The sequence below is a fragment of the Blastococcus sp. SYSU DS0973 genome, assembly GCF_054051055.1.
Genome location: NZ_JBJHAN010000006.1, coordinates 227,389 through 253,794, shown reverse-complemented (window position 1 = coordinate 253,794; position 26,406 = coordinate 227,389). Strand labels below are relative to the sequence as shown.

At 73.2% G+C, this 26,406-nt stretch carries 22 protein-coding genes; 13 read left to right on the top strand and 9 right to left on the bottom strand.

Translation table 11 applies throughout. From position 1 onward, the window contains the following. Positions 1-43: 43 nt before the first annotated feature. Together pstS and ACI791_RS12695 are read right to left on the bottom strand one after the other, a co-directional pair. Positions 44-1,159, bottom strand: coding sequence for a phosphate ABC transporter substrate-binding protein PstS (gene pstS / locus ACI791_RS12700; protein WP_456586362.1), 1,116 nt, complete (start codon positions 1,157-1,159; stop codon positions 44-46). Positions 1,160-1,442: 283 nt separating this feature from the next. Further along, complete coding sequence (locus ACI791_RS12695) at positions 1,443-3,221, bottom strand: bifunctional metallophosphatase/5'-nucleotidase (protein ID WP_456586361.1); 1,779 nt, start codon at positions 3,219-3,221, stop codon at positions 1,443-1,445. A 228-nt stretch (positions 3,222-3,449) separates the two neighbouring features. Between ACI791_RS12695 and ACI791_RS12690 the strand changes: the two genes are divergently transcribed. Both ACI791_RS12690 and ACI791_RS12685 read left to right on the top strand, forming a co-directional pair. Beyond that, positions 3,450-5,801, top strand: coding sequence for an ExeM/NucH family extracellular endonuclease (locus tag ACI791_RS12690; protein WP_456586360.1), 2,352 nt, complete (start codon positions 3,450-3,452; stop codon positions 5,799-5,801). A 689-nt stretch (positions 5,802-6,490) separates the two neighbouring features. After that, positions 6,491-6,979, top strand: coding sequence for an alkaline phosphatase D family protein (locus ACI791_RS12685; protein WP_456586359.1), 489 nt, complete (start codon positions 6,491-6,493; stop codon positions 6,977-6,979). A 1,247-nt stretch (positions 6,980-8,226) separates the two neighbouring features. On the opposite strand, the gene ACI791_RS12680 is transcribed toward ACI791_RS12685, so the two are convergent. Together ACI791_RS12680 and ACI791_RS12675 are read right to left on the bottom strand one after the other, a co-directional pair. Continuing rightward, positions 8,227-9,099: a lysophospholipid acyltransferase family protein gene (locus ACI791_RS12680; RefSeq protein WP_456586358.1), complete on the bottom strand. Its 873-nt coding sequence runs from the start codon at positions 9,097-9,099 to the stop codon at positions 8,227-8,229. Between the two features lie 59 nt (positions 9,100-9,158). After that, positions 9,159-9,860, bottom strand: a complete 702-nt coding sequence (locus ACI791_RS12675) for a GNAT family N-acetyltransferase (protein ID WP_456586357.1) — start codon at positions 9,858-9,860, stop codon at positions 9,159-9,161. A 446-nt stretch (positions 9,861-10,306) separates the two neighbouring features. On the opposite strand from ACI791_RS12675, the gene tatA reads away from it, so the two are divergent. Further along, on the top strand, positions 10,307-10,582 hold the full coding sequence (gene tatA, locus ACI791_RS12670) for a Sec-independent protein translocase subunit TatA (protein WP_456586356.1): 276 nt from the start codon (positions 10,307-10,309) through the stop codon (positions 10,580-10,582). Positions 10,583-10,623: 41 nt separating this feature from the next. Next, positions 10,624-11,523, top strand: coding sequence for a twin-arginine translocase subunit TatC (tatC, locus tag ACI791_RS12665; protein WP_456586355.1), 900 nt, complete (start codon positions 10,624-10,626; stop codon positions 11,521-11,523). 756 nt (positions 11,524-12,279) lie between these two features. On the opposite strand, the gene ACI791_RS12660 is transcribed toward tatC, so the two are convergent. Continuing rightward, positions 12,280-13,746 (bottom strand): alkaline phosphatase PhoX, encoded by a 1,467-nt coding sequence (locus ACI791_RS12660; protein WP_456586354.1) that lies wholly within the window; start codon positions 13,744-13,746, stop codon positions 12,280-12,282. Here ACI791_RS12660 and ACI791_RS12655 point away from each other — a divergent pair. Continuing rightward, positions 13,745-14,674 (top strand): flavodoxin domain-containing protein, encoded by a 930-nt coding sequence (locus ACI791_RS12655; protein ID WP_456586353.1) that lies wholly within the window; start codon positions 13,745-13,747, stop codon positions 14,672-14,674. The genes ACI791_RS12660 and ACI791_RS12655 overlap by 2 nt on opposite strands. A gap of 39 nt (positions 14,675-14,713) precedes the next feature. Next, the gene (locus tag ACI791_RS12650) at positions 14,714-15,025 is read left to right on the top strand and encodes a twin-arginine translocase TatA/TatE family subunit (RefSeq protein WP_456586352.1); all 312 of its coding nucleotides are present in this window, start codon (positions 14,714-14,716) and stop codon (positions 15,023-15,025) included. A 24-nt stretch (positions 15,026-15,049) separates the two neighbouring features. Here the strand turns inward: ACI791_RS12650 and mshD are convergent, their stop codons facing one another. Then, entirely contained in the window at positions 15,050-15,946 is an 897-nt protein-coding gene (gene mshD / locus ACI791_RS12645) for a mycothiol synthase (RefSeq protein ID WP_456586351.1), read from the bottom strand. 7 nt (positions 15,947-15,953) lie between these two features. Continuing rightward, the gene (locus ACI791_RS12640; RefSeq protein WP_456586350.1) at positions 15,954-16,685 is read right to left on the bottom strand and encodes a winged helix-turn-helix transcriptional regulator; all 732 of its coding nucleotides are present in this window, start codon (positions 16,683-16,685) and stop codon (positions 15,954-15,956) included. A 238-nt stretch (positions 16,686-16,923) separates the two neighbouring features. Between ACI791_RS12640 and ACI791_RS12635 the strand changes: the two genes are divergently transcribed. From ACI791_RS12635 to ACI791_RS12615, 5 genes are all read left to right on the top strand, one after another. Next, positions 16,924-17,748, top strand: coding sequence for a hypothetical protein (locus ACI791_RS12635; RefSeq protein ID WP_456586349.1), 825 nt, complete (start codon positions 16,924-16,926; stop codon positions 17,746-17,748). Continuing rightward, positions 17,745-18,434: an LmeA family phospholipid-binding protein gene (locus ACI791_RS12630; RefSeq protein ID WP_456586348.1), complete on the top strand. Its 690-nt coding sequence runs from the start codon at positions 17,745-17,747 to the stop codon at positions 18,432-18,434. The genes ACI791_RS12635 and ACI791_RS12630 overlap by 4 nt, the downstream gene beginning before the upstream one ends. A 56-nt stretch (positions 18,435-18,490) precedes the next feature. After that, the gene (locus tag ACI791_RS12625; protein ID WP_456586347.1) at positions 18,491-18,802 is read left to right on the top strand and encodes a thioredoxin family protein; all 312 of its coding nucleotides are present in this window, start codon (positions 18,491-18,493) and stop codon (positions 18,800-18,802) included. A 260-nt stretch (positions 18,803-19,062) separates the two neighbouring features. Beyond that, positions 19,063-19,890 (top strand): sulfurtransferase, encoded by an 828-nt coding sequence (locus ACI791_RS12620; RefSeq protein ID WP_456586346.1) that lies wholly within the window; start codon positions 19,063-19,065, stop codon positions 19,888-19,890. 6 nt (positions 19,891-19,896) lie between these two features. After that, positions 19,897-20,190, top strand: coding sequence for a DUF1416 domain-containing protein (locus ACI791_RS12615; protein WP_347058137.1), 294 nt, complete (start codon positions 19,897-19,899; stop codon positions 20,188-20,190). A gap of 75 nt (positions 20,191-20,265) precedes the next feature. Here ACI791_RS12615 and ACI791_RS12610 read toward each other — a convergent pair whose 3' ends face one another. Together ACI791_RS12610 and ACI791_RS12605 are read right to left on the bottom strand one after the other, a co-directional pair. Continuing rightward, entirely contained in the window at positions 20,266-22,023 is a 1,758-nt protein-coding gene (locus tag ACI791_RS12610; RefSeq protein ID WP_456586345.1) for a SpoIIE family protein phosphatase, read from the bottom strand. Positions 22,024-22,206: 183 nt separating this feature from the next. Next, on the bottom strand, positions 22,207-23,379 hold the full coding sequence (locus ACI791_RS12605) for a right-handed parallel beta-helix repeat-containing protein (RefSeq protein ID WP_456586344.1): 1,173 nt from the start codon (positions 23,377-23,379) through the stop codon (positions 22,207-22,209). 753 nt (positions 23,380-24,132) lie between these two features. Between ACI791_RS12605 and ACI791_RS12600 the strand changes: the two genes are divergently transcribed. Both ACI791_RS12600 and ACI791_RS12595 read left to right on the top strand, forming a co-directional pair. Next, on the top strand, positions 24,133-24,666 hold the full coding sequence (locus ACI791_RS12600) for an FABP family protein (RefSeq protein WP_456586343.1): 534 nt from the start codon (positions 24,133-24,135) through the stop codon (positions 24,664-24,666). Next, complete coding sequence (locus ACI791_RS12595) at positions 24,663-26,393, top strand: DUF885 domain-containing protein (RefSeq protein ID WP_456586342.1); 1,731 nt, start codon at positions 24,663-24,665, stop codon at positions 26,391-26,393. The genes ACI791_RS12600 and ACI791_RS12595 overlap by 4 nt, the downstream gene beginning before the upstream one ends. The last annotated feature ends 13 nt before the right edge of the window (positions 26,394-26,406 follow it).

The following is a 26,406-nucleotide window of genomic DNA, read 5'->3' as shown; positions in this document are numbered from 1 at the left end:
GGAGCGTCGTCAGACGCTCCGGGCCGTCACTGATGATGCCGGATCAGCCGGCGGTGATCGCGTCGATCGCCGTCTGGTTCTGCTCGCGGAGGGCGTCCGAGATCGGCGCCGAGCCGGCGGCCTCCGCCGCGGCCTGCTGCCCCTCCTCGCTGATCACGTAGCCCATGAAGTCCTTGACCAGGTCCGCGGTCTCCTGCTCGTCGTACTCGATGCAGCCGATGTGGTAGCTGACCAGCACGATCGGGTAGTTGCCGGACTCGGTGGTGTCGCGTGCCAGCTCGATGGCGAAGTCGTACTCACCACGGCCCCCGACCGTCTCGGAGTTCTCGACCACCGCGGCGGCGGCCTCGGCCGACGGCGCCACGAACTCCTCGCCCACCCCGATGTTGGCCACGCCGAGATCGCCCGCCTGGCTCAGGTCGGCGTAGCCGATGGCCCCGTTGCCGGCCCCGACCGCGCTGACCACGCCGGAGGTGCCCTGCGCAGCCTCGCCGCCGGCCACCGGCCAGACGCCGTCGGGCTCGTGCGGCCAGGCGTCACCGGCCGCAGCGGCCAGGTACTCGGTGAAGTTCTCCGTGGTGCCGGAGTCGTCCGCGCGGTTGACCGGGGTGATCGGCAGGTCGGGCAGCGTGGCGTCCGGGTTGTCCGCAGCGATGGCCGGGTCGTTCCAGTTGGTGATCTGCTGGTTGAAGATTCCCGCCAGGGTCTCCGGGGAGAGGTTCAGCTCGTCGACGCCCTCGAGGTTGTAGACGACCGCGATGGGGGCGATGTAGTTGACCAGCTCGAAGACGCCGGACGTCCCGCAGCGCTCCTCGGCCTGGGCGAGCTCCTCCTCGTCCAGCGCGGCGTCGGAGCCGGCGAAGTCGGTGCCGCCGGCGAGGAACTGCTCACGACCGCCGCCGGAGCCGACCGGGTCGTAGTTGACCGTGACGTCCGGCTGGACGCTGCTGTACCCGGCGGTCCAGCCCTGCATGGCGGCCTGCTGGCTGCTCGCGCCGGCACCCACGAGCGTGCCGCTCAGCTCGGTGCCCGACCCGGTGCCGCTGCCGCCGGTGGAGCCGCCACCGGACTCGTTGGACGCGCCGCAGGCGGCGAGCGCGAGGGTGCTGGCGAGCGCCACGGAGAGCGTGGTGGCGCGCGTCTTGGTGCTGAGCTTCAACTCAGGGCCTCTCAGGTTCGCCCGGACCTGTTCCGGGCAGCGTTGGACCGACACGAGGGACTTTAAGGAGCCCAGGTGGCGTGATCCCCGAGCCGAGGTGAACGGCCGGTGAACGGACGTGGAGGATCCCGATCATCACGCGTGGCGAGGGTCACCCCTCGTCGGAACAGGGGTCTTGCGCACACGACGGGCATCCACCGGCTGCCGCTGCAGCGGACGTGGTCCGGACATGCGTCGGCGGCGGTCCCCGTGGAGGACCGCCGCCGACCGAGCAACCGCGGGGTCAGTCCTGGGCGACCTCCTCGGTGGTGGTGATGCGGTCGAGGGACGGCGCACTCACCGGTGACTGCGCCGTGAGGTACGCGGTGAAGGCGTCGAGGTCGATCGGGCCGGTGGTGGCGTTCGCACCTTCGGTCAGCACGGTGAACCCGTCCCCGCCGCCGGCGAGGTAGTTGTTCACCGTGATCCGGTAGGTCCGCTCGGTGACGACTGCCTCGCCTCCGATCGCGAGACTGCCCTTCACCACCCGGGTGCCGGTGCACGGCTCCGCGCCGGCCGGGGCGGTCGTCCCCTCGGGGGCGACGACGTAGGACACCGTGTCCGAGACGTAGAGGGTGCGGCCCACCTGGAACTGCTGCTCCAGCAGGCAGTACAGCTGCTCGCCGGTCAGGTCGAGGGTCACCAGGTTGTTGGCGAAGGGCTGGACGGTGAACGCCTCCTCGTAGGTGACCGCACCGGCGTCGAGGTCCGCGCGGACGCCACCCGGGTTCATGAACGCGGCGATGGCCTCGTACTCGTCGTCGGTGGCGGCGAGCTGGGCGTCGGCGATGACGTTGCCGAGCTGGGACTCCCCCTGCGCCCCGTCGAAGAGCAGCTCCTGCTGCCTGGTCAGGCCGGCGGGAGTGGTGCCGACGACCTCGCCGGCGATCGGACCGAGGGCCTCCCGGTAGCGCTCGATGAGCTCGGTCTGAGCGCTGTCGGCCGCGAGGTCACGCGTGACGATGACGTTCTCCGCCCCGGCGGTGAGCACGTCCCCGGTGCGCCGGTCGACGGCCAGGTCGATGTCGGTGACCAGCCGTCCGGCGGAGCTGGCGCTGGTGACCAGCTTGCCGTCGATCTGGCAGTTGTAGGCCTGGTGCGTGTGGCCGCTCACAATGACGTCGATGGCGTCGTCCATGCCTTCGGCGATGTCGACGATCGGGCCGGTGAGGCCGTTGCAGCCGTTGACGTCCCAGGCGCCCGCGCCGCTCTGTGAACCGCCCTGGTGCAGCAGGACGACGATCGCCTCGACGCCCTGCTCCTGCAGCTCCGCGGCGTAGCGGTTGGCCGTCTCGATCTCGTCGGCGAACTCCAGCCCGGCGACGCCTTCCTGGCTGACGATGTCGGCGGTGCCCTCGAGGGTCATGCCGATGAGGCCGATCTCCACGCCCTGCACCTTGTGGATCGCGTACGGGTCGAGCAGCGGCTCACCGGTCTCGGTGACGAACGCGTTGGCCGAGAGGTACTGGAAGTCGGCGCCCTCGTACGGCGTGCCGTCCGCGCAGCCGTCGACCGGGTGGCAGCCGCCGTGCTGGATGCGCAGCAGTTCCTCGGCGCCCTCGTCGAACTCGTGGTTCCCGACGCCGGCGTAGTCCAGCCCGGCCAGACCGAGGGACTCGATGGCCGGTTCGTCGTGGAAGGCGGCCGACAGCAGTGGCGACGCGCCGATCAGGTCGCCGGCGGCGACGGTGATCGTGTTGTTCCTCTTCTGCTCCTCGGCCAGCTGCGCGAGCTGGGTGGCGAGGTACTCGGCGCCGCCGGCGTCGACGGTCGGCGCGGCACCGGAGCCGTCGGGGCCGTCGGGGTCGGCGCCGGTCTGGATGCGGCCGCCGGAGCCGCCCGGTGCCTCGAGGTTGCCGTGGAAGTCGTTGAGGGCCAGCAGCTGCACCTCGACCGGCTTGGGGCCCTGCGCCTTCTCCAGGGCGGCGCTCACGGCGGACGTTCCGCCGGCCAGGGTCAGTGCGGTGAGAGCCGTCGCGGCGGCGGCGCCGGATGCGACCCGGCGGAGCGCTGTTCGTGTCATGGGTTCTCCTGCGGACGAGATGGGACGGAACGGCTCGTCCATCCACTCCTCGCTCGGCGGCCGGCCGGGGGCCAGGGGGTGAACGCCGGTCGATGCGCGGCGGAACTCGGCGGCGGCCCCTCGCCGACACGCCGGGTCGGTCGCCGATCGGTCACCCGACGGCCATGTCCGTGTCGTGCTCGGTGCCTACCTTCGCGCCGCACCCGTCCCACGGCCCGAGGAGAAGCAGTGCAACGACGTCATCGAGCGGTTCCGGCCGCCGTCCTGTCCGCGATGGTCGCGGGCGTGCTCGGGGTGTCGGTCGCCCCTGCCGCCGCCGTGGCCCCCGCGGACGGCGCCGTCTTCATCAACGAGCTCCACTACGACAATGCGAGCACCGACGCCGGCGAGGCGATCGAGATCGCCGGCCCCGCCGGGACCGACCTGACCGGCTGGAGCGTCGTCCTCTACAACGGGAGCAACGGGGCTGCGTACGGGACGCGGGAACTCAGCGGCGCCCTTTCCGACCAGCAGGACGGTCACGGCACGGTCGTGCTCGCCTACCCGGCGAACGGCATCCAGAACGGGGACACCGACGGCGTCGCGCTGGTGAACGCGGGCGGCGTCGTCGTGCAGTTCCTCTCCTACGGAGGCAGCTTCGCCGCGGTGGGCGGTGCGGCGGGCGGCCTGACCAGCACCGACATCGGCGTGGCCGAGTCCAGCAGCACGCCAGCCGGGCACTCCTTGCAGCTCACCGGCACCGGCACCGCCTACGGCGACTTCTCCTGGGCCGCGCCGGCCGACGACTCCTTCGGCAGCGTCAACACCGGCCAGACCTTCGGCGAGGGCGGCGGCAGCGCGCCCACTGAGCCCGAGCCCGACCCCGAGCCCGAGGCCTGCGAGATCGCGGTCACCCACGAGATCGGCGCAGTCCAGGGCGCCGGTGACACCAGCCCCGTCGAGGGCGAGCAGGTCACCGTCGAGGGCGTCGTCGTCGGCGACTTCCAGGAGGCCGACCAGCTCGGCGGCGTCTACCTCCAGGCCGCCGACGGCGACGGCGACCCGGCCACCTCCGACGGCATCTTCGTCTTCGACGCGGACGCACCCGCGCTCGCCGAGGGCGACGTCGTCCGGGTGACCGGCACCGTCGACGAGTACTACGGCCTGACCGAGATCACGAACGTCACCGCCATCGGTGACTGCGGCGACGCCGCCGTCCCCGCGCCAACCGAGCTCGGCCTGCCCGCCGACGAAGGGGCCCGCGAGCGTCTCGAGGGCATGCTGGTCACCATCGCCGAGCCGGTCACGGCCACCGAGACCTACACCTTGGCCCGCTACGGCGAGCTGGTGGTCTCCGCGGACGGCCGGCTCTACCAGCCGACCAACGACGACGTCGCAGACGACTCGGCCCAGCAGCAGGCCAACGACGGCCGCCGGCTGATCATCGACGACGTCAGCACGGTGCAGAACCCCGACGAGGTGCCCTTCACCGACGTGAACGGTGGGGTGATCAGGCTCGGCGACACGCTGACCGGGGTCGAAGGGGTGCTCAGCTACGGGCACGACGCCTGGCGGCTGCAGCCGACCGCCGACCCGACGGTGCAGCGGGCGAATCCTCGTCCGGCGTCGCCCGACGAGGTGGGCGGCGACCTGCAGGTGGCCAGCTTCAACGTGCTCAACTACTTCACGACGATCGACGAGCCCGGCGCGGTCACCGACGGCGGGCACGATCCGCGCGGCGCGGACAGCGGGACGGAGTTCGAGCGCCAGCAGGCCAAGATCGTCGCAGCGATCCTGGCGCTCGACGCGGAGATCGTCGGCCTGATGGAGATCGAGAACGACGCCGACGACGCGGCGGTCGACAACCTGGTCGCCGCGCTCAACGAGGCGGCCGGCGAGGACCGGTACGCCGCGGTCGAGGAGCCCGGCACCGGCGGCGGGCTGTTCGGCACCGACGCGATCAAGGTGGCGATGATCTACCAGCCGGACGCCGTCGTCCCGATGGGTCCGGCCGGCACGACCGACAGCGACGCCTTCGCCAACGCCAGGCTCCCGCTGGCACAGCGGTTCCGTCCCGCCTCCGGCGGGCAGCCCTTCGCCGTCGTCGTCAACCACTTCAAGTCGAAGGGCTGCACCGGAGCGACGGGGGGGAACGTCGATCAGGGCGACGGGCAGGGGTGCTACAACGCCGACCGCGTCGAGCAGGCCGAGGCCCTCGTGGACCTGGCCGGCTCCCTGCCCGGCAACCAGACCATGATCATCGGCGATCTCAACGCCTACGGCGGGGAGGACCCGATCGCCGTCCTGGAGGCGGCCGGCTACGTCGACCTGGTCGACACCCGGGTCCCCGAGGAGGAGCAGTACACGTACGTGTTCCAGGGGCAGGCCGGCTACCTCGACCACGCCCTGGTCTCGCCGCAGTTGGCGAAGCGGATCGCCGGCGTGGACATCTGGCACATCAACTCGGACGAGGCGTTGTTCCTGGACTACAACACCGAGTTCAACCCGGAGGGCTTCTACACGCCTGATCCGTACCGGTCCTCGGACCACGATCCGGTCCTGCTCGGCCTGGACGCCACTCCAGGAGCCGGTCGGCGCTGAGGGGGACCGCCGTTCCCGTGACCGCCTCGAGCGGCCACGGGGACGGCGCACCACCGGTGATCGCCGGGAGCGCGCCGCGAGCCAGGCCGTTCGCCGCCGGGTCTGCAGACCGACGACACGAGGACGCCACGCCCGCGTCATGTGGGACACCGACGCTGGGGGTCATGAGCGGACAGTCCCAGGTGGAACGGTCGAGCGGGCGGCGGATCGCGTTGATCGCTCACGACAACATCAAGCCGGACATGAGCGAGTGGCAGCCTGCAACCGGGCGACGGCCGACTCCGTGACTTCATCGCCGCTGAGGAGTCGGGTCCACGCGTTCAGGGCGACGATCGCTCCGCGCCTCGTCGCGGATCCCGATCGTTCGACATAGCAGGTGGGGTCGGCGGAGGATCTTCGCCGGGTGGTCCTGAGGCCGTCCGACGAGGCTGGCAGATTGTGGATGAACGTCCGATGCGCCGTCGTTCTCAGCCGTAACCCGGACCGCTGGTCGGGCATTGAGCCGGACGTGACCGCACCTTTTCCTCCGCTGTCCCGGCGTCGCGGGCTGCAACTAGGGCGCCGCGGCCGGCACGGCACTCGTCGCAGCCACGGCGGCCGGGGTCGGTGTGGCCGGCCGTGCCTCCGCCGCACCCTCCCGTCCGTGGTTCTCGCACGGGGTCGCCTCCGGTGACCCACTGCCGCACGCCGTGATCCTGTGGAGGCGGCTGCAGTTCGGCGACCTGGCCAGCCTCTCGATGCTCGATCTGCGCAGTTCCCGTGACGAGCAGGCGGCTTCGCCGGTGGACCCGGAACTCAACGACCCGGACCGCACGGTCACCGGGCCCGGGCAGCGGGGATTCCTGCTCGACGGGCTGGCCGACACCGGGGTGCAGTGGAAGCTGGTGGGCAACCCGGTGATGATCGCCCCGGTGCGATTCCCGAACACCCTCGATGCCCGGGCAGCCGAAGGCGTCGCGACGCTGGTCGGCGCTGAGGCGCCGCTGGTCGGAGGAGCGCCGTACAACCTCGACCAGTGGGACGGCTACCCGGCCGAGCGGTCGGACCGGGTTCCGGGGCCGGCTTCGCTGACTGCGTGCGCACCCTGCAGGACCGGCCCGATGTCCGTCGACGGATGGGGGTGCGGGCGAGGCGCTCGGTCGAGGGGCGTACCTCGAAGGCTCTGGGCCGGCAGCTGATCCAGCACTATCGCGACGTCATCGACGAGGCGCCGCACCGGCTGCATCGGGTCGCGGCGTGAGGGTCGCCCAGGTCGCCGACCTTCGTGTCGCCGGCGTCGGGCGGCTTTCGTACCACGTTGCGGCACCTGGCACAGGGTAGGCCAACCACGGCAACGAAGTCGTGCAGATCATCCCCGGAGCCGCCGACGGCCAGGTCATGACCCACTGGGGCCGGGAGGTGGCCGAACGGATCCCGGTCGACGTCCCAGTCCTCGTCGGGAAGGTCCGGGAACCGCCATCGCCGCAGATCGATGATGTCCCCCTCGTAACCGTCGGCAGCACGGAATCGGGGAGGCAGGGTCACGGTCGACGATCCTCTCGTGGCGTTCCGGACCGGACGTCCGGCACGCCCGGCCTCCTACCCATGTCGTGATCTGCCGGTGTCGGGTCAGGGCCCGAACACCGGCTGGAGACGCCGCGATCTGGGCAGCTCGGTGGCCCAGACGGTCGTGGGAAGGCGACCGGTAGATCGGCGGGGGCCGGCGCGTGAACACGTGGTGACTCCACACCGTGGGGCGATTAGGTGAGCGGTCGACTGCCGAGTACGGGGCCGTGGATGTGTTCGTCGGATCGGTGCTCCTGCTCCTGGCTACAGCCCTGGCCGGAGCGGCCGCGCGGCTCATGACCGTGCACGGGGAACCCCCACGGGGGCCACGCCGGGATGTCGCCGACCGTGGGGGCGACGGCGCTGTGACAGTCCTGGTCCTGGCGTCACTGGCCGTGGCCGTGGGGAGCGCGGGAGCGGCTGCCCTGACCTCGGGTGAGCCCTCGTTCAGCGCGTTGGCGTGGTTCCTGCTCCCGGTCATACTGGTGCTGGTTCCCCTGGCCGCGGGAGCACGCACCGCCCGGCGCCGAGCTGGTCGACGACCAGCTGAGCGGCGCCACGGCTGAGTGCAGGCGTGGCGCGTTCGTTTCTCCCCGCACGGCGGCGTCGCGGGCAGCGCGGCGCCGCCGCCCGACCTCGCCAGGGTTCTGGGGGTCCCCGCACCCGGCACGAAGCACTGGGCTGCGGGGGCCCGCCCGCACCGCCCTGCCCCGGCCGTTCGTGGCGTATTCCCTGGTCGGAGGCGTCTCCGGAGCACTCGGCGAGGTCACGCTCGAGGCCGACTGCCCGAACCCATCACCGACCCGACGTGCTCATCGACCTCTTGGAGGGGAGCAGGCCGGGCGCCTGGCCGCGTCACCCACGGTCACGACCCGTCCGATCAGAATAGCCGCCGCTGCCCGGGGGAGGCTTCCCGCAGTTCTGCTGCACGACGTGGAGTCGGTGGCGTGACGGACGGTCTCGATGTCGTGAAGGCGCGTCGATCCGGGTGGCAGGCCGCCATCGGCCGCTGAGCTCCGGTGACCCCGGCCACGGCGTACTCGGCGAGCGCGGCGAGCGTGCGTCGGTCGCCGGTGGTGGCGTCCAGTGCCGGCAGGAGGTGGACCTCGACCACCAGGTCTCTCGCCGCAGCGACCCGGGCCATGGTCCGCGGCAGGGCGTCGTCGCGGACGTGGCAGGGCACTGTGGTCGCCGCCTCGCCGGCGACGCGGTACCGGATCGCAACGGGACAGACCAGCGCTCCGGCGTCCACCGCGGCCTGGAAGAAGGCCGGGTGGAACCGCCCGAGTTCGACCCCGCAGAAGGTGGGGCCCTCGGGCTGCACGGAGACCGACTGCCCTCGCCGAAGCCGAGAAGTGGCCTGCGCGACGCTGTCCGCCACCGACCGCAGACGGTCCCGGTGCACCAGGATCACGCCGAGCCGCCGGGCCAGGCCCCCGACGAGCTTGCAGTCGCCGATCCCGGCGTCCGCCACCGGGAGGGCCCGGACGGCGACCAGCAGCGCGAGCTCGTCCAGCCACGAGACGTGGTTGCTCACGACGAGATGCCCGCGCCCCGTACGGGGCCACGGCACTGACGGGTTGATCACCTCGACCCGGATGCCGAGAGCGGTCACCACGCCGGCCGCACCGCAGACGGCCACTCGCCGCTGGGCCCGCTCACCGGCGTGGGCCATGATCCGAATTCGGACGGCCGCGCCGGTCACGGCCAGGACCAGGCGGAGCAGACGGCGGCGACGGGTGGTCGGGTCCACCTGCGGCCCGGAACCGTCCGTGCAGGCCCTTCCGCACGGGGGCACCGGCATTCGGAGGCTCATCGCCGGCCGTTCCCGGGGCCGCCGAGCACGCGTGCTGCGACGTCGGCCAGTGGCATGACGACGTAGAACTCGGCGGTGTCGAAGGCGCGGTCGTGGGCCGGCCGGCCGCACACGACCCCGCCACCGCGCAAGGAGTCCTGCACGAGTGGCGGCAGGGCCAACGGTTGGGGTCGCCCCACGCCCTCGACGTCGAACGGGACGTGCGGAACCACTCGGAGCGCGGCCGGGGCGAGGTGCTGCGTCCGGACGACGTCCCAGACGGCGGCCGCCGTCGACCCGCCGTCGGTGAGGGAAACGGACGTGCGGCCGGCCAGGTACGGGTGTCCTCGCTCCAGGACGTACCGCAGCAAGCCGGCCGACAAGTGGCTGCTCACCGCTCCCGAGCGGTGCTCGGGGTGCACGTACCTGCGCCCGGCTGCCACGGTCCAGGGCCGCAGCTGCGCGTGCCGGGAGAGATCGAACTGGCCGTCGCCGTAGCTGCGGCCGAGCGCCATGGCGCGTTCCGGGGGGAGCAGGTGGCACGTGCCGACCACCCCGTCGCTGACTTCGTCCCAGACGACCAGGTGGTCGCACACGTCGTCCCACTCGTTCCCGTCGTGCTGCGGAACGGTGGCCGGGTCGGTCCGGGCCCCGCATCCGGCGTCGAGGACCCGGAGACGCAGGCGCTGGGCGGCGGCAACCTCGTGAGGTCGTGCCACGCACGTCCGGTAGCGCGCCGACCCGCTGGAGGAGGACGGCACGGCAGATGCAGGCATCACAGGCAACCTCGCTGTCCGGGAGCCCCGACAGGGCTCGCCCGAGGACACGCTGGCGGGCCCAGGTGGACAGCTGGTGGCCGGAATCCAGAATGTCCCCGACGACGCGCCGAAGAGCGTCTCCTTCTCAGCGTGAGGGCGCGCCCGCACGGAGTCACCCCCCGGAGGGGGGCGCGGCTGTCGTCGGAGCCGGGACGGGTCGGCCCGGTGAACGGGGGGTGGACAGGGGTTCATCGGGACTCCCCTCAACGGCCACGCCCGCACCCCTCGGCCCGGTTAGCGTCAGTGAGTGCCTGCCGGCGTGCCCGGCAGTGGGCGGGTCGCGGCCGCACGAGCGGTGTCGCCGCCCCGGGGGCTGTCCGGAGACGAGAACGACGAGGGGAAACGCGATGAACCTGGGTCCGATGGAGATGGGTCTGATCCTCCTGGCCGTCCTGCTGTTGTTCGGCTACAAGAAGCTGCCGGATGCCTCGCGATCGCTGGGCCGATCCCTGCGCATCTTCAAGGGCGAGATGAAGGGCATGAAGGACGACAACGGTCCGGGCAAGGACGTAGTCGCTGAAGACGCCGGATCCACCGCGGTGGCCCACCGGGAGCTGCTCCCGCCGTCGACGGCTGCCGAGCGCGAGGGCACCTCCACAGCCGGCGTCGACAGCGCCCGCTGAGGACCGCGCCACCGAAGCCGTGACGATCGAAGGTGAGGGACGTGCGACGTCGTCGACGTGAGCGGCGGGACGACACGGCGTCGATGACGCTCACGGCACACCTTGCCGAGTTGCGGAGGCGGGTCGGCTGGTCCCTGCTCTACGTCCTGATGGGCACCGCTGTGGCGTTCTGGTGGTACGAGGAGGGCCTCGGCGATTTCATCCGCGCCCCCTACTGCGGCCTTCCCGACCACCTCCGCTACAGCGACGCCGATGGTGGCTGCGGGCTCCTGATCACCGACGTCTTCGGTGGCGCGCTGATCCGCCTGAAGATCAGCTTCATCGTCGGCGTGGTGATCTCTGCACCGTTCTGGCTGTTCCAGCTGTGGCGCTTCCTCACGCCGGGGCTCAAACGGAACGAGAAGCTCTACGGGGTCTCCTTCGTCGCCGCATCGTCGACGCTGTTCGCCCTCGGCGCCGCTCTGGCCTACCTGTCCCTCGCTGCTGGTCTCCGGCTGCTCCTGGGCCTGGCCGGCGACGGCGTCGTGGTGGCGCTCACCGCTCAGGACTACATCGGCTTCGTCATCTCGCTGCTCGTCGCCTTCGGGATGTCCTTCGAGCTTCCGCTGATCGCCGTGGTCCTGAATCTGGTCGGCGTTCTGTCGTACGAGGCGCTGTCCCAGTCGCGCCGGTGGATCTTCTTCCTCACCCTGGTGTTCGCCGCGTTCGTGACACCGACACAGGACCCGTTCACCATGCTGGTGATGGCCCTACCCATGGCGGTGCTCTTCGAGATGGCCATCCAGATCGCTCGATCGGTGGACAAGCGGCGCGCCCGCCGGGCGGCCATCGAGTCCTTCCACGACGTCGCCGACGACGAGGCATCGCCTCTCGACGCCGCTCCCTCCCGGCTCGACGTGCCGCAGCCGGATCTCGTCGAGCGCACGCGCGGTTCGTCGTAGCGGGCGCTCCCGTGGACGGCACGGCGGTCGGGCCGGAGACCCGGTGGCGGCTCCTGGGCCTGGCGGCGCCATACCGAGGAGCCCTGCTCCCGGAGTGGCTGGGAAGGGCGCTGCGCCAGGCGCCGGTCACCATCATCCGGTAGGGCGGATCCTCCGAGAAGGCCCCGTCCTGCGTGGGCCGGCACTCGTGGCCGGGCCCGGGGGTCGGCCACCCGCGCTGCACCGATCCCTGGAGCGACCTACCGGGTGTCCACGTGGGCGTGGGCCCGTCCGGGTCGCAGCGGCGTGACGAGAGCGGGGTCCGCCGGACGACCTGGTGGTCGCCGCCCGCGACCTGCCTGGGCTGAGCGCCCGTGGACGGAGTGGGGCTGGACCGGCGTCCAGCGGGCGGTGCCCGAAGCCTGCGAGCCCCTGCCCGGTCGTCGCGGGGCCGCCCCGGTCGTGACGGTGACGGTCCGTGAGGTCGGGAGGGTCGTGTGCGCCACGTGGGTCCCACCGGGGTCGGCGCGGAACGCTCCTCTTCGTCCTCCCCGGCTCCCGCACCGGCCGGTCACCGACGCCGGGGATCTCGCCGGGCAGGCGACCACCCCAGCCGGACTGCACGGTGCCCGGGCGACCGGCGACGCCACCGGAGGACCCGGGGCGGGGGTCGGCGGGACGCGACTGCGCCCCGGTACCCGAGACGGATACCGGGGCGCAGAGGTGGCTGGTCAGGCCATCAGCGCGCGGCGAGCAGCCGCGCCGGCGCACCGGGGGTCAGAGCGCGCCCTTCTCCCAGGGACCGCGAATGGCGAAGCTGACACCGGGGGTCTGGATGTTGACGAACATGACCTCGCCGTCGGGGCTGAAGCAGGCCCCGGCGAACTCGTTGTTCACGTCGCCCTCCTCGCCCTCGATGCTGTTGAGCGCGAAGTCGAAGATCTCGCCGCGCTCGTTGAGTCCGCGGACGTACTGCTGGTCGTCCCCGTCCTCGCAGAGGACCAGACCGCCGCGAGGGCTGACGGTCAGGTTGTCCGGGGCGTCGAGCACGTCAGGGGACGGGGACTCGAAGAGCAGGATCAGCTGGCCGCCGGAGCGGCCCCGCGGCCGGTACTCCCACACCTGCCCCGCCTCGGCGTCACCACCGCTGGTGGCGTTGAAGAAGATGCTGCCGCCGTCGTACCAGCACCCTTCCAGCCGGGCGAAGGCGGCTCCGCCGCGGTCGGCCCCCTGGTTGAAGACGCTCTCGGAGGTGATGTCGGTCGGATCTGGATCCTGGATCGTGACCCACTCGACCGGCATGGGCTTGCCGACCTGGTCGCGGACGCCGGCGAAGGTGTAGCGCCGCGGCGAGCCCTTGACTGCCAGCATCTGCAGCTCGCCCCCGGCCGCGAGGTTGCCGGGCTCCTTGGGCAGGAAGCGGTAGAAGCCCGACGTCTGGCCGCTGTCCTCGGTCTCGTAGACGATGCCGGTGGCCGGGTCGACGGCCACGGCCTCGTGGGCGAAGCGGCCCATCTCCCGGTACGGCTGGGGATCCTCGACCGGACCACCGTCGGCCGGCACCTCGAAGATGTAACCGTGGTCCTTGATGAACCCGTTCTGCGTCCCGTTGACGGTCTCCTCGCAGGTGAGCCAGGAACCCCACGGGGTCGGCCCACCGGCGCAGTTGACCGACGTGCCGTTGAGGCTGATGAAGCTGTCGACCAGCGTCAGCGAACGCGTGTCGAAGGTCATCGTCGTCGTGCCGCCGGCCGCCCGGGGGTCATAGGCGTTCTCCCGGTTACCGATGAGCGTCGCGTCGTACTCCTCACCGGTGTAATCCTCCGACTCCTGGGCCGCATCCGTCGGGGCGTACCCCTGCTCGTGGTTGCGCACGAGTCGGACGACGCCATCCTTCCCGCCCGGGAAAGCGGCCATGCCGTCGTGCCGGCCGGGGGTCGGATGACCGTCCGAGCCCGCGGTGGGCAGTTCCAGCGTCGTGGCGTAGGTGGCGGCGTGGCCGAAGGATGCGTACTCGAAGCCGGCGGGCAGATGCAGCAGTGGCAGGCCGGTGGTCTTGTCGAGGGTGGGCTGGAGGGGGCCGTAGCCGCCGTTGTTCGGGGCCTGCAGCTGCTGGCCGCGGCGGCCGGGGGCCGCGAGAGCGCCGTGCACTCCCAGCAGCTGAGTGCCGCTTGCCAGCACCGTCCCGGCGGTCACGGCCGCGCCGCGCTGCAGGAACTTGCGTCGATCGAACGAGGTGGTCATGAACCGCTTCTCCTTAGATGGTTCCAGGGCGCGGCCGACGCTAGGCAGGGCGGGCGGCGGGCAGGCGGCCGCCGGACGAACCCCCGGACAACAGTGGCCGACCCACGTTCGACCTCGGCGACGCACTGCCGATAGAGATGCCCGCCTTCGTCGCCCGGGTGTGCCCGACGACCGGCGGGGGATCGCGGCCGGCCACCCGGACCGGGACCGGCGGCTGTTCCCCCCGCGTTCACGCGGGTGCCGTTTCTGCCGCATAGCGTCCGTCCCCATGGACCGACTCACTGCCGGGCCGGCGATGGTCGTCGAACCGAGGTCAGACGCCCCTCCTGCCACCGACGACCTTCCGCCGCGATCCTTCCGCTGCCTGGGGTCCACCGCGGTGGGTGCCGGCGGGTGCGGCCCACGGGTGCTCGTTGCCTTCGCCAGCCGGCACGGGGCGACGAGGGAGATCGCCGCCGCGCTGGCGCAGTCGTTGCCTGCCAGCCGAGCGGGACGGATCGGGCGGTTGTCCACCGTGCTGGCACCGGTGGAGCTGCGGCCCGACCCCGCTGACTTCGACGCCGTCGTGCTCGGCAGCGCCGTCTACGCGGGGCGCTGGCTGGAGCCGGCTCGGCGCTACGTCGGTGCCGTCGCTCCGGAGCTGCGCGGCCGATCGACGTGGCTGTTCTCCAGCGGGCTGGTCGGCGACCGGCCCGGGCCTCCCGACGATGACCCGGACGGACGTCGGATCGGCGACTGGATCGATGCGCTCGATCATCGGGTCTTCCCCGGCCGGTTGGAACGGCGCGTGCTGTCCGCCGCCGAGCGTGCCGGCTGGCCTGCCCACGCCGTGGTGGGTGACTTCCGGGACTGGCGGGCCGTACGTGCCTGGTGCGAGGAGATCGCCGCCGAAGTCGTCACCCGGCATGCGGTCCCCGTGCCGGGGTGACCCCCCGTCCCGTCCTGATCGACCCTGAGAGGAGCGCCGGTGTTCAACTCCATCGGGTGGGGCGAGATCGTCGTCCTCGGTCTTGCGGCCTTGTTCATCTTCGGCCCGGAGCGGCTGCCGGATCTGGCCAAGGACGTGGCCGGTGGTCTCAAGCGGGTGCGGGGTGCGGTGACCGGTGTGCGCGGACAGCTGCACGACAGCCTGGGCGAGGACTTCGACGAGTTCCGCAACGTCGACCTGCGCCGGTATCACCCCAAGGCGTTCATCCGTGAGCACTTGATCGGGGAGGACGACGACCGGCCGGCTCCGCGCGCTGGTGGTGCGTCCCGGAGCGCCGGCTCGTCCACCTGACCGCTGGCCCCGGAGGCCAAGGACTCAGGAGGCTCGCGGCTCCCGGTGCCAGGAGACGTCGACGGAGAACCGGCGGAAGCCCCGGTTCTCGTACAGCCGGACCGCCGCCGCGTTGTCCTCCTCGACGTAGAGCAGGACCTGCCCCAGCCCCCGGCTGCGCAGGTGCGCCAGGCCCAGGTCGGTGAGCGCCCGCCCCAGCCGGAGCCCCTGGGCTGCCGGGTCGACGCCGAGCACGTAGACCTCGCCGACCGCCTCCTCGGCGGCGTCACCGGGCGGGTGGACCTTCGTCCAGTGCGAGCCGAGCAGCTCCCCGCCCTCGTCGGGGTCCCCGCGCCAGGCCATCAGGAAGCCCGCGGGGTCGAACCAGGGCTCGGCCTCCCGCAGCTCGAGGTCCGCGCGGGTCATCCGGCCCTGCTCGGGGTGCCAGTCGAAGGCGCGTGCGTTGACCCGCAGCCAGGCGTCCTCGTCACGGCCGGGGCGGAAGGGCAGCACCCGCACGTCGGCGGGGAGCTCCGGCCGGGGGTCCGGGTCGATGCCCGCCAGGTCCCGGCGCATCTGCAGCAGCACCCGGGCGCGCTCGAAGCCGTGCGGGGCGAGCAGCTGGGCCGAGCCGGGCAGGTCGCCGTGCGCCCAGATGCTCAGCGGCTGGTCACCCGCCAGGTCGAGCAGCCGGCGCAGCAGCTCGGTGCCGAGCCCGCGCCGTCGCCGCCCGGGGTGCACCACCAGCTCGGCGGAGCCGTCGTCCAGCCGCGCGTAGCCGGCCAGGGCACCGTCGTCGGCGTGGACGACGACGTCGTGCCCGCCGGGGGAGCGGTGCTGGAGCCGGAGCTCGGCCTCCTCGGAGACCGGGCGCACGCCGTCGGCCGCCGTGGCGGCGCGCAGCAGTGCGAGGACGCCGTCGACGTCGAGAGGAGCGCTCACCCGGTCATCAGACCAGTTCGGCGTCGCTCTCCGCCCGGGCGGCCTTGGCGGTGGCGTCGGCCACCTGCTGGTCGAGCTTGTAGCCGACGTTGCGCACGGTGCCGATCAGCGCCTCGTGCTCGGTGCCGAGCTTGGCCCGCAGCCGTCGGACGTGGACGTCGACGGTGCGGGTGCCGCCGAAGTAGTCGTAGCCCCAGATCTCCTGGAGGAGCTGCGCTCGCGAGAAGACCCGGCCCGGGTGCTGGGCGAGGTACTTCAGCAGCTCGAACTCCTTGTAGGTGAGGTCGAGCGGACGGCCGCGCAGCTTGGCGGAGTAGCTGTGCTCGTCGATGACCAGCTCGCCGGCCTGGGTCACCCCGCCGTCACCGCCGTCCGCGGGCGTGGCGGCGGCGAGCCGGCGCGCGGTCGCCCACTTGAGGCGGGCGTCGACCTCCGCGGGGCCGGCGGTGTCGAGCAGCACGTCGTCGACCCCCCAGTCGGCGGAGAGGGCCACCAGCCCGCCCTCGGAGAGGATCGCGACCAGTGCGGCGGCCACCCCGGTGGAGGAGAGCAGCCCGCAGAGCGTGCGCGCCTGGACGAGGTCGTGCCGGGCGTCGACCAGCACGACGTCGCCGGAGTCGCCGTCGAGGAGGCTGGAGAGCTCGGGGGCCACGACCCGGACCTGGTGGCCGAGCAGCCCCAGGGCGGGCAGCACCTCGGTCGTGGCCTGGCGGGCGGAAGTCATGAGCACGAGTCGCATGTCGTCTCCTCAGGGGTCCAGGGCCGGCGGGCACCGGCCGGACCTACGACAACGCTGTCGCGGTGAGAGTGCAGGATAGCCGACGTGTCCGCCGGCGAGCCCGGACCGCCGGGGACCCGGTCGTCGGGCGCGGCTGCTGACGTCCTTCGTCGCCACGGGCGCTGCGGTACCCCCCTGCGGCTCGCCGTCCCCGCTCGTCGAGCGGATCGGACGCCGGGGCTTCTGAGACGATCGACCCGTGAGCTCCAGCGCCGTCCCGTTGCCGACGCCGGCCCTGCCCCACCACCTGCCCGCGGCCGGCCTGGCGGTGGTCGCGGCGGGCCTGCTGGCGGGGCTCCCGGCGACGCTCGGCGACCTGGGGGCCTTGGCCGCCGTGCTCGCGCTGCAGCTGGCGCTGGTGCTGTCCTGGGTGCTCGCCACCGGCATGCAGGGGTTCGCGGCGTCCCTGGCCGTCGGCACGGCGGCGGCCGTCGCGGCCGACCTGGCCATGGTCCTGCCCGAGGACCCGGAACCCGGTGGTCTGCTCGCCGTCCTCGCTGTCGGTTTTCTCGCCGCCGTCCTGCAGCAGATGCTGCGCTCGCCGCGGCACGACCTGGTCGACTCGCTGGCCGGGTCGGCGGTGCTGCTCACCGCCGTGGGGGCGCTCGCGGCGCTGCTCCTGCTCGCCCGTTCCGACGACGGCCGGCTGGTGGCCACCGCGCTCGTCGCCGGCACCGCCCTGCTCGTCGGCCACCTCACCGACCAGGTGCTGCCGCGGCCGCAGCTCGCCCCCGGTGTCCCCCGGGGGCTGACCGGCGCCGTGCTGGCGGTGCTCGCCGGCGCCGCGACGGCGTGGGCGGTCCGCGGGCCGGCCGACCTGGGGATGCTGCGCGCACTGGCCGTCGGCGTCGCGGTCGCCGGGATCGTGGCGCTGGTCGCCGTGGCCGGCAGCTACCTCGCCGTCGAGACGACGGCCGAGGGGGAGGCGGCGGCGCTGTCGCCGTGGGCCCCGACGGTCGTGCAGGTCGTGCTGCCGTTCGCGGCCTGCGCTCCGGTGGCGCTCGGCCTGCTGACGGTGCTGTGAAGGTCCTCGCGGTCCTCCTCGTCCTCCTCGTCGGCCTCGGAGCCCTGCTCGACCGGGTGGCGGTGGGCGTCGCCGAGGGGCAGGTCGCCGAGCAGCTGGCGGCCGGGGGGAACCTGGCGGGCCGGCCGGAGGTGGACGTGCGGGGCTTCCCGTTCCTGACCCAGGCGGTCGGCGGGCGCTACCAGGAGGTGCACATCGCCCTGACCGCCGAGCAGCTGGGGCAGCCGGAGGGCACCCGCGCCGACGTCACCCTCCGCGGCGTCCGGCTGCCGCTGTCGGCGGTCCTCTCCCGGCAGGTGTCGGAGGTGCCGGTCGATCGCATCGACGGCACGGCGACGCTGTCCTACGCGCTCCTCGCCCGGGAGATCGGCGGCGACGCGGTCCTCGAGCGGGAGGGGGACGGGCTGCGGATCACCCGGACGGTCGAGCTGCTGGGCCAGACCCTGCCGCTGACCGCCAGCGGCACGGTCGCCGTGGACGGGAACGAGCTGGTCGTCGACGTCGACCGGGCCGCCGGTGCCGGGGTCGACATCCCGCGGGTCCTGGTCGGGCGGGTCACCGACCTGCTCGACCTCCGGTACCCGGTGGAGCTGCCGTTCGGCCTGCGGCTGACCGGCGTGACCCCGGCCGAGGACGGGATCGACGTGCGGGTGACGGCCGAGGATGCGGTTCTCCGGGCGGAATAGCCCGCCGGACGAGGCGGGTTGCACCCGGGGTGGACGGGCAGGCAGGGGCGACGGCGGTGTTCGCACGGCTGGGCGTGCGCCCGGCCGAGGCGGACCTGACCGTCGTGCAGTTCTCCACCGCGTTCTGCGGGCCCTGCCGGGCGACCAAGGCCCGGCTGGCGCAGCTGCAGGCCACCCGCCCGGGGCTGGCCGTCGTGCAGGTCGACGCGGAAAGCCACCTGGCCGAGGTACGGCAGCTCGGCGTGCGGCAGACCCCGACGCTGTTCTACCTGGACCGCTGCGGCCGGGTCGTCGGCCGCAGCAGCGGCGCGCCGCGGCCGACGGAGCTGACCGCTCTGGTAGACGCCCGTGCGGGGGTGCGGGTGTGATCGGCTACTCTCGCGCCGTGGGCACCCTGCTGACCTCGCGCCGCACAGTCGACCTGTGCCGCGTCGGCAGCTGCCTCTGTCCGACCTCCTGAGGTCGGTTCCGACCGACCAGACGCGCCCCGTCCGCCGTCCGGAGGTCTTCCCCGCACATGACAGCACCGTCCTGCCGCACCCGCGTGCGGCGGTGAGCTGCACCTGATCCCCGGCGGGCCGTGCCGGCCCGCGCCGACCACCCGCACACCGATCCACGGAGGAAACACATGAGTCGCACCGACGTGCTCGTCACCGTCGACTGGGTCCAGGAGCACCTGGGCCAGCCCGGCATCGTCTTCGTCGAGGTGGACGAGGACACCAGCGCCTACGACGGCGGCCACATCGAGGGCGCCGTCAAGCTGGACTGGAAGAAGGACCTGCAGGACCCGCTGCGTCGCGACTACCTCGACAAGACCGCCTTCGAGGCGCTGCTGTCGAGCCGCGGCATCGCCAACGACGACACCGTGGTGCTCTACGGCGGCAACAACAACTGGTTCGCCGCGTACGCCTACTGGTACTTCAAGATCTACGGCCACCGCGACGTCAAGCTGATGGACGGCGGCCGCAAGAAGTGGGAGCTGGACGGCCGCCCGCTGTCCAAGGACGTTCCCGAGCGCCCGGCCACCCAGTACCGGGCCTCCGAGCCCGACCTGTCGATCCGCGCGTTCCGCGACGAGGTCGTGGCCGCCATCGGCAGCAAGAACCTCGTCGACGTCCGTTCCCCCGACGAGTTCTCCGGCAAGATCCTCGCCCCGGCGCACCTCCCGCAGGAGCAGTCGCAGCGGGCCGGCCACGTCCCCACCGCGATCAACATCCCGTGGAGCAAGGCGGCCAACGAGGACGGCACCTTCAAGTCCGACGAGCAGCTGGCGGCCCTCTACGCCGAGCAGGGCTTCGACGACAGCAAGGAGACCATCGCCTACTGCCGGATCGGCGAGCGGTCGAGCCACACCTGGTTCGTCCTGCAGGAGCTGCTCGGCAAGAAGAACGTCAAGAACTACGACGGCAGCTGGGTCGAGTACGGCTCGCTCGTCGGCGTCCCGATCGAGAAGTGAGCTGACATGTGCGGAGCCCCGAAGCAGGGTGGTTCCCTCGCGGGGATCGACCTGAGCACCCAGACGGTCATCCAGGGCTCGGTGTGGCACGACGGCGCCCCCGTGGCGGGCGCCTACGTCCGGCTCCTGGACTCGACCGACGAGTTCACCGCCGAGGTCGTCACCAGCCCCGAGGGTGAGTTCCGGTTCTTCGCCGCGCCGGGGAAGTGGAAGCTGCGCGCCCTGGCCGCGGTCGGCAAGGGCGAACGCGTGCTCGCCGCCGAGGTCGGCCTGAACGAGACGACCGTCGCCATCGACTAGCGAGATCCGGCCACGACGGCCCGTCTCCCTCCGGGGGGGCGGGCCGTCGTCCTGCGGGGAGGCGGAGGTCCGCTCTCAGTCCACGCCGGGCGGCAGCCGGTTCGGGCCGGCCTCGACGGGCCGGGGCCGGTCCTCGGGGAACGCCCGGACGGCGACGATGGCGACGTCGTCGGCCCCGGCCTCGGGGACCAGCCGGGCGAGCACGGTGTCCAGCAGCTCCTCCAGCGGCGTCGCGCCGAGGTCGCGCAGGGCGTCGAGGAGCCGCTCGATCCCCGCGTCGAGGTCGATGTCGCGGCGCTCGACGAGGCCGTCGGTGACCAGCAGCAGCGTGTGGTCGTCGGGCAGGTCGACGGACTGGTCGCTGCGCGGCGCGTCCGGGTCGATGCCCAGCATCAGTTCCGGCCGGCTGGTGAGCAGGGTGCCCGTGCCGTCGGGGGCCAGCAGGATCGGCGGCAGGTGCCCGGCGTTGCTCCAGCGGAGCAGTCGGCGGCCGCTCACCGGCACGTCGGGGTGGCGCTCGATGCGGGCCAGCACGGCGGTCGCCAGGGTCGCGACCGCCAGCCCGCGAGCGGCGTGCTCCACCCGGGTGAGCGTCGCCGCCGGGCCGTTCTCCTCGGCGTAGGCGAGGGCGCGGAGCAGGCCGCGGACCTGGCCCATCGCAGCGGCGGCGCTGCTGTCGTGGCCCACGACGTCGCCGATCACGAGCATCGTGGCGCCGTCGGGCTGGAGGAAGGCGTCGTACCAGTCGCCCCCCACTTGCGCCTCGTGCGCGGCCGGGCTGTACCGGACGGCGATCTGCAGGTGGTCGGGCTCTGGCGGCGGGGTGAGCAGCGACTGCTGCAGCCGGTCCGACAGCGCGCGGTCGGCGGCGGTCCGGGCGGCGAGCGCCTCCAGCTCCGCGGCCTGGCGCTGGGCGGCCAGCCGGTCGGTGAGGTCGCGGAAGGAGACCACCACGCCGGTGTGCACGCCGTCCTCGACGGTGGGGACCACCACCATCTCGACCGGTACGGGGGTGCCGTCGCTGCGCCAGAGGGTCTCGTGGTCGGCGACGACGGTGCGGCCGGTCTGCAGGGCCCGCCACACCGGGCACTCCTCGCGGGGGTACTCCGAGCCGTCGGCTCGCCGCGCGTGGACCAGGGCGTGCTGGTCGTGGCCGAGCTGCTCCTCGGGCCGGTAACCGGTCAGCCGGGACGCAGCGGGGTTCAGGAACTCCACCCGGCCCTCGCTGTCGAGGCCGTAGATGCCGTCGGCGACGTTGGCCAGCACCCGCTCGGTGATGGCGAGGGCGCGGGACAGCTTCGCCTCGGTCTCGCGGAGCACCTCCAGGTCACGGGCCCGGGCGGTGGCGATCTGGCGCAGCGTGGACGCCTCCATCCCGGCTGCGCGGGCCTCGGCGGTGACCCGCTCGGAGTGCAGCCGGTCGGTGATGTCCATGCCGGTGATCAGCAGGTACTCGGCCCCGGCGCCCTCGCTGACCAGCTGGAGGGTGAGGTCGGCGGTGCGTCGCGCGCCGTCGGCGAGGAAGAAGCCGGTGACCGTGCGCACCGGCTCCCCGCCGGCGGCCACCTTGAGGCACCAGGCGCGGATCCGGTCGCGGACCTCCGGGTCGCCGGCCCACCAGCCGGCCGTCCACAGGGGGCGGCCCAGCTGCTCGCGGCGGTCGAAGCCGCACTCCTCCACCGACAGCCGGTTGGCCGAGAGCAGGGTGCCGGCGGTGTCGCACACCGCGGCGAACATGAACGTGGAGTCGTGCAGCACCGAGAACCACGACGGCGTGCCCGGCAGCGCCTCGACGTCCGGGGTCGACGCGGTGCCGCGGCCGGCCTCGGCCATCTCGATGACTGCTCCTCCCGTCCGGTCCCGGTGATCCGGGCTGCGCTCAGCCTGCCGTACGACCCCCCGCCCTCACCAGCGCCCCGGCCTGTCGGTTCCACCTCACTCCCGGCCGGCGGCGCGCTCACACGGCGGCGCCCGCCCCGGCCGGTGGCCGGAGCGGGCGCCTCGGTGTGCGGAGGGTCAGCCGCAGAGTCCTCCGGGGATCGACGTCCGGCACCGGTTGTCGCCGAACTCGACGGTTCCGGTCCCGTCCCAGTTGATGTCGGCCGGCTCGTTGCCCTTGGCTTCGTTGCGCTCGACCTCACCGCTCGGGGCGAACCCCGGCACCAGCTCCGCCTCGGCCAGGGAGTCGGTCGAGATCACGACCACGCCGCCCTCGACGACGCTCTCGGCGGCCGAGTGGTTGTCGCGCACCACGTTGTCGCGCACGCGGACGTCCTGCGCGCCCGCCAGGACCATCCCGGCGCCGCTGAGGGGCGGAATCCCATCCTCCGGGTTGCCCGCGCAGACCGTGTTGTTGGCGCTGACCTCGTTCTTCCGCACCTCCCAGCCGGTGACCGGGCCGGGGGCTCCGGCGAGCAGCAGGACGCCGACGCAGTTGCCGGTGGCGACGTTGCCGCGCATCTTCCCGGCGCTGGCATTGCGGTAGAAGTATCCGATCTCGTTGTCTGCCGAGTAATTGCCGCGGACGTCGGCGTCGGCCTTCTCGCTGTCGCCGATGTAGAAGCCCGCCTCGGCGTTCCCGGTGGCCTTGTTGCCGCGGAAGCTGGTGCCCTCGGTGACGAAGCTGGCCGCGCCGTAGCCGCCGTTGTCGGTGAAGCGGCTGTCACGCACGCTCAGGTCCTCGGTCGCCACGGCGACCAGCCCGTCGCCGGTCGCGCCGGAAACGGTGATGCCGCGGATGCTCACCCCGCTGACCCGATCGCCGGCCGTGAACGTCTGGAGATCGATCTCCCCCAGGATGCAGATGCCGGAGACGCGGTCGGTCTCCGGTCCGTCCAAGGCGTCGCAGGCGGTCGCTTCCGCCCCAGCGGGCTCGAGGACCACTCCGTGGCTGCGCAGCGAGATGCCGTCCTCTCGAATGGTGACTGACTCCCGGTACGTGCCCGGCGGGACATGGATCGTGTCGCCAGGCCCCGCGGCGTCGACCGCTGCCTGGATGCTGTAGTCGGCGGGTGGCTCGTGGTCCTTCCTCGCCTCGTGCTTCCTGTCGTCGCGCTTCCGGTCATCGTCCGCGCCGTGGCTGCGGTCGTGACCGCGGTCGTAGCCGCCGCCCGCAGCCGCCGGCCCGGCAGCGCCGAGAGCGACCAGGGTGGCGGCGGAGGCCACCGCCAGGAGTCGTGCCTTGGACATGTGCATGGGTGCTCCCCGGGTCCTGGAGCGCCGGCCCCCCGCTTGGCCGGACGTCGGTGTCCGCCGCTGCGTCGCCCCGAGGGGCAGCCTGCTCCCGGACGCGGGCGGAGCGGAACTCCCCGATTCCGGGGGTCGGCGCGACTGCCGTCTGCTCGCAGCCGGTCGGAAGCCGACCGTGCCGGGCACCTCCCCGACGGCGCGGTCGTACCAGCGGTGGGTGCGGGCACCGGACCGACCAGCTGGCCGGACAGCTCGCAGCCCGCTGCGCCGGGCATCCCGATCCAGGCGAGCAGCGCCCCCCATCCGCAACGGCGGGAACGCCGGGAACGGCATCCAGCACCGCCGGGTGGACGCGGCTGGCGCCGGCGTGCGGGGGCCGGGGTGCTCGTGGGGATGGCCGAGCTCCACCCCTACGGGGGCTCACCGGGCCGACGACCTCGGACAGCCCGCCGGCGGAGACCGGCACCGAGGGCATCGTGCGGGCGCGCATGTGTCGGAAGGCATGGGCGGCCATGAAGCGGACCGTGTCCGGGTGGGCGGCGGCGGTGGCCGCGGACCTCATCGGCCCGCAGGTCCCGCCGGGGCAGTCGCACGTCCCCCGCCGGCTCGGCGCGCTGCGCCGGGCATCCGCGTCGTCACTACGGTGGTTCCCATGGTTTCTGCCTGGGTCCTGGTCACCCTGACGGCGCTGTCCGCCCTGGCGCTGGGGTACGGCGCGGTCCGCCTGTCCCGCCGTCCGGAGGGGGCGCGGCGATGAGCGGGGGAACCGAGCTGCCGGTGCCCGACACCGCCGACGTCCGCAGCGGGCCGGAGGTCTCCGAGGAGCTGCTCTCGGTGCTGCCCCTGCTGGGGGAGTGGCACGGCGAGGGGCAGGCGGCGGGGTCGGGCGGTGACCACCGGTTCGGCCAGTGGATCCGGTTCGGCCACGACGGCCGGGGGTTCCTCGCCTACGAGTCCCGGACCTGGCGGCTGACCGACGACGGGAAGATCGTCGGCCCCGACGTGCGGGAGTCCGGCTTCTGGCGCCCCCGCGGGAACGACGACGTCGAACTGCTGGTGGCCGGCCCCGAGGGGCTCGTGGAGATCTACGTCGGCACGGCGCGCACGACGACGAGCTGGGAGCTGACCAGCGACGTGGTGGCCCGCACCCCGGACGCTCCCGGGGTGACCCGGGCGGTGCGGCTCTACGGCATCGTCGAGGGCGCGCTGATGTACGCGATCGACCGGGCCGTCGGCGAGGAGCCGCTGCGCCCGATCATGTCGGCCCGGCTGGAGCGGCTGCGGTGAGCGCCCCGGAGGCCCCCACCCCGTCGTCCGGCGCCCGCCCCGCCACCCCACGCCAGGTGGCCGACCGCTACGTCGACGCCGTCTGCGACCTCGACCCGATCGTGGCCACGTCGCTGGGCACCCGTCCCGGCGACGACCGGTTGCCCGACTACGGCCCGGCCGGCCTCGAGGCCGAGGCCGATCTGGCCCGTGCCACGCTCGCCGAGCTGGACCGGGTGCTGGCCGCCGACCCGGCGCTCGACGACGACCCGGTGGAGCGTCGCTGCGCCCGCCTGCTGCGCGAGCGGCTGGAGGCGGAGCTGGCCGTGCACGGGGCCGGCGAGGGGTTCCGCTCGCTCAACAACCTGTTCACGCCGATCCACTCGGTCCGCCAGGTCTTCTCCATGATGCCGATGGCGAGCGAGGAGGACTGGTCCGTCCTGGCCCGTCGCCTGGCCCGGGTGCCCGAGGCCTACCGCGGCTACCGCGAGACCCTGGCCGAGGGTGGCCGGCGGGGGCTGCTCGCCGCGCCGCGGCAGGTGCGCACCGTCGTCGCCCAGCTCGACGAGTGGCTCGCCGGACCCTACTTCGCGGGCGTCGTCGCCGGCGGTCCCGAGGCGCTGCGCGGTGAGCTGGACGCCGCCGCACGGGCCGCCGACGCCGCGGTCGCCGACATCCGGGACTACCTGCGGGACGACTACGCCGCCCGGGCCGAGGGCACCCCCGACGCCGTCGGCCGGGAGCGGTACGCGGTGGCCGCCCGGCGCTGGACCGGCTCGGACCTGGGCGCCGGGCAGGGCCTGGAGGACGCCTATGCCTGGGGCTGGGCCGAGCACCGCCGGATCCTCGCGGAGCAGCGCGTCGAGGCCGAGCGGGTGCGGCCGGGGGCGACGCCGCTGGCGGCGATGCGCTGGCTGTCGCAGCACGGCCCGGCGGTCGAGGGCGCCGAGGCGATCCGCCAGCGGCTGCAGTCGATGATGGACGAGGCGATCGCGGCGCTGGACGGCACCCACTTCCACCTCGCCGAGCCGGTGAAGCGGGTCGAGGCGATGATCGCGCCGCCCGGGAGCGCGGCGGCGCCGTACTACACCCGGCCGGCGCAGGACTTCTCCCGACCGGGCCGCACCTGGCTGCCCACCCTGGGGCGCACCCGCTTCCCGCTCTGGGACCTGATCTCCATCTGGTACCACGAGGGCGTTCCGGGCCACCACCTCCAGCTGGCGCAGTGGGCGTACGTCTCCGGCCGACTGTCGACCTACCAGACCTCGCTGGGCTCGGTCGGCGCCAACGTCGAGGGCTGGGCGCTGTACGCGGAGCGGCTGATGGACGAGCTGGGCTACTTCGCCGACCCGGCGGAGCGGCTGGGCTTCCTCGACGCCCAGCAGCTGCGCTCGGTGCGCGTGGTCATCGACATCGGCATGCACCTGGGGCTGCCGGTGCCCGACGACGCCGAGGGCGTGCTCGCCGAGCACCGCGGGCGACCGTGGACGCCCGAGCTCGCCCGGGCCTTCCTGGGCGAGCACTCCGGCGCCGACGTCGCCTTCCTCGACAGCGAGCTGGTGCGCTACCTCGGCATGCCGGGGCAGGCGATCAGCTACAAGCTCGGCGAGCGGGCGTGGCGCGAGGGGCGGGCCGCGGCCCAGCAGGCCCGGGGGGCCGGCTTCGACCTCAAGGCGTGGCACATGGCCGCGCTCTCCCAGGGGTCACTGGGCCTGGACGACCTGGCCGCGGAGCTCGCCCTCCTCTGACGGCTGCCCGGCG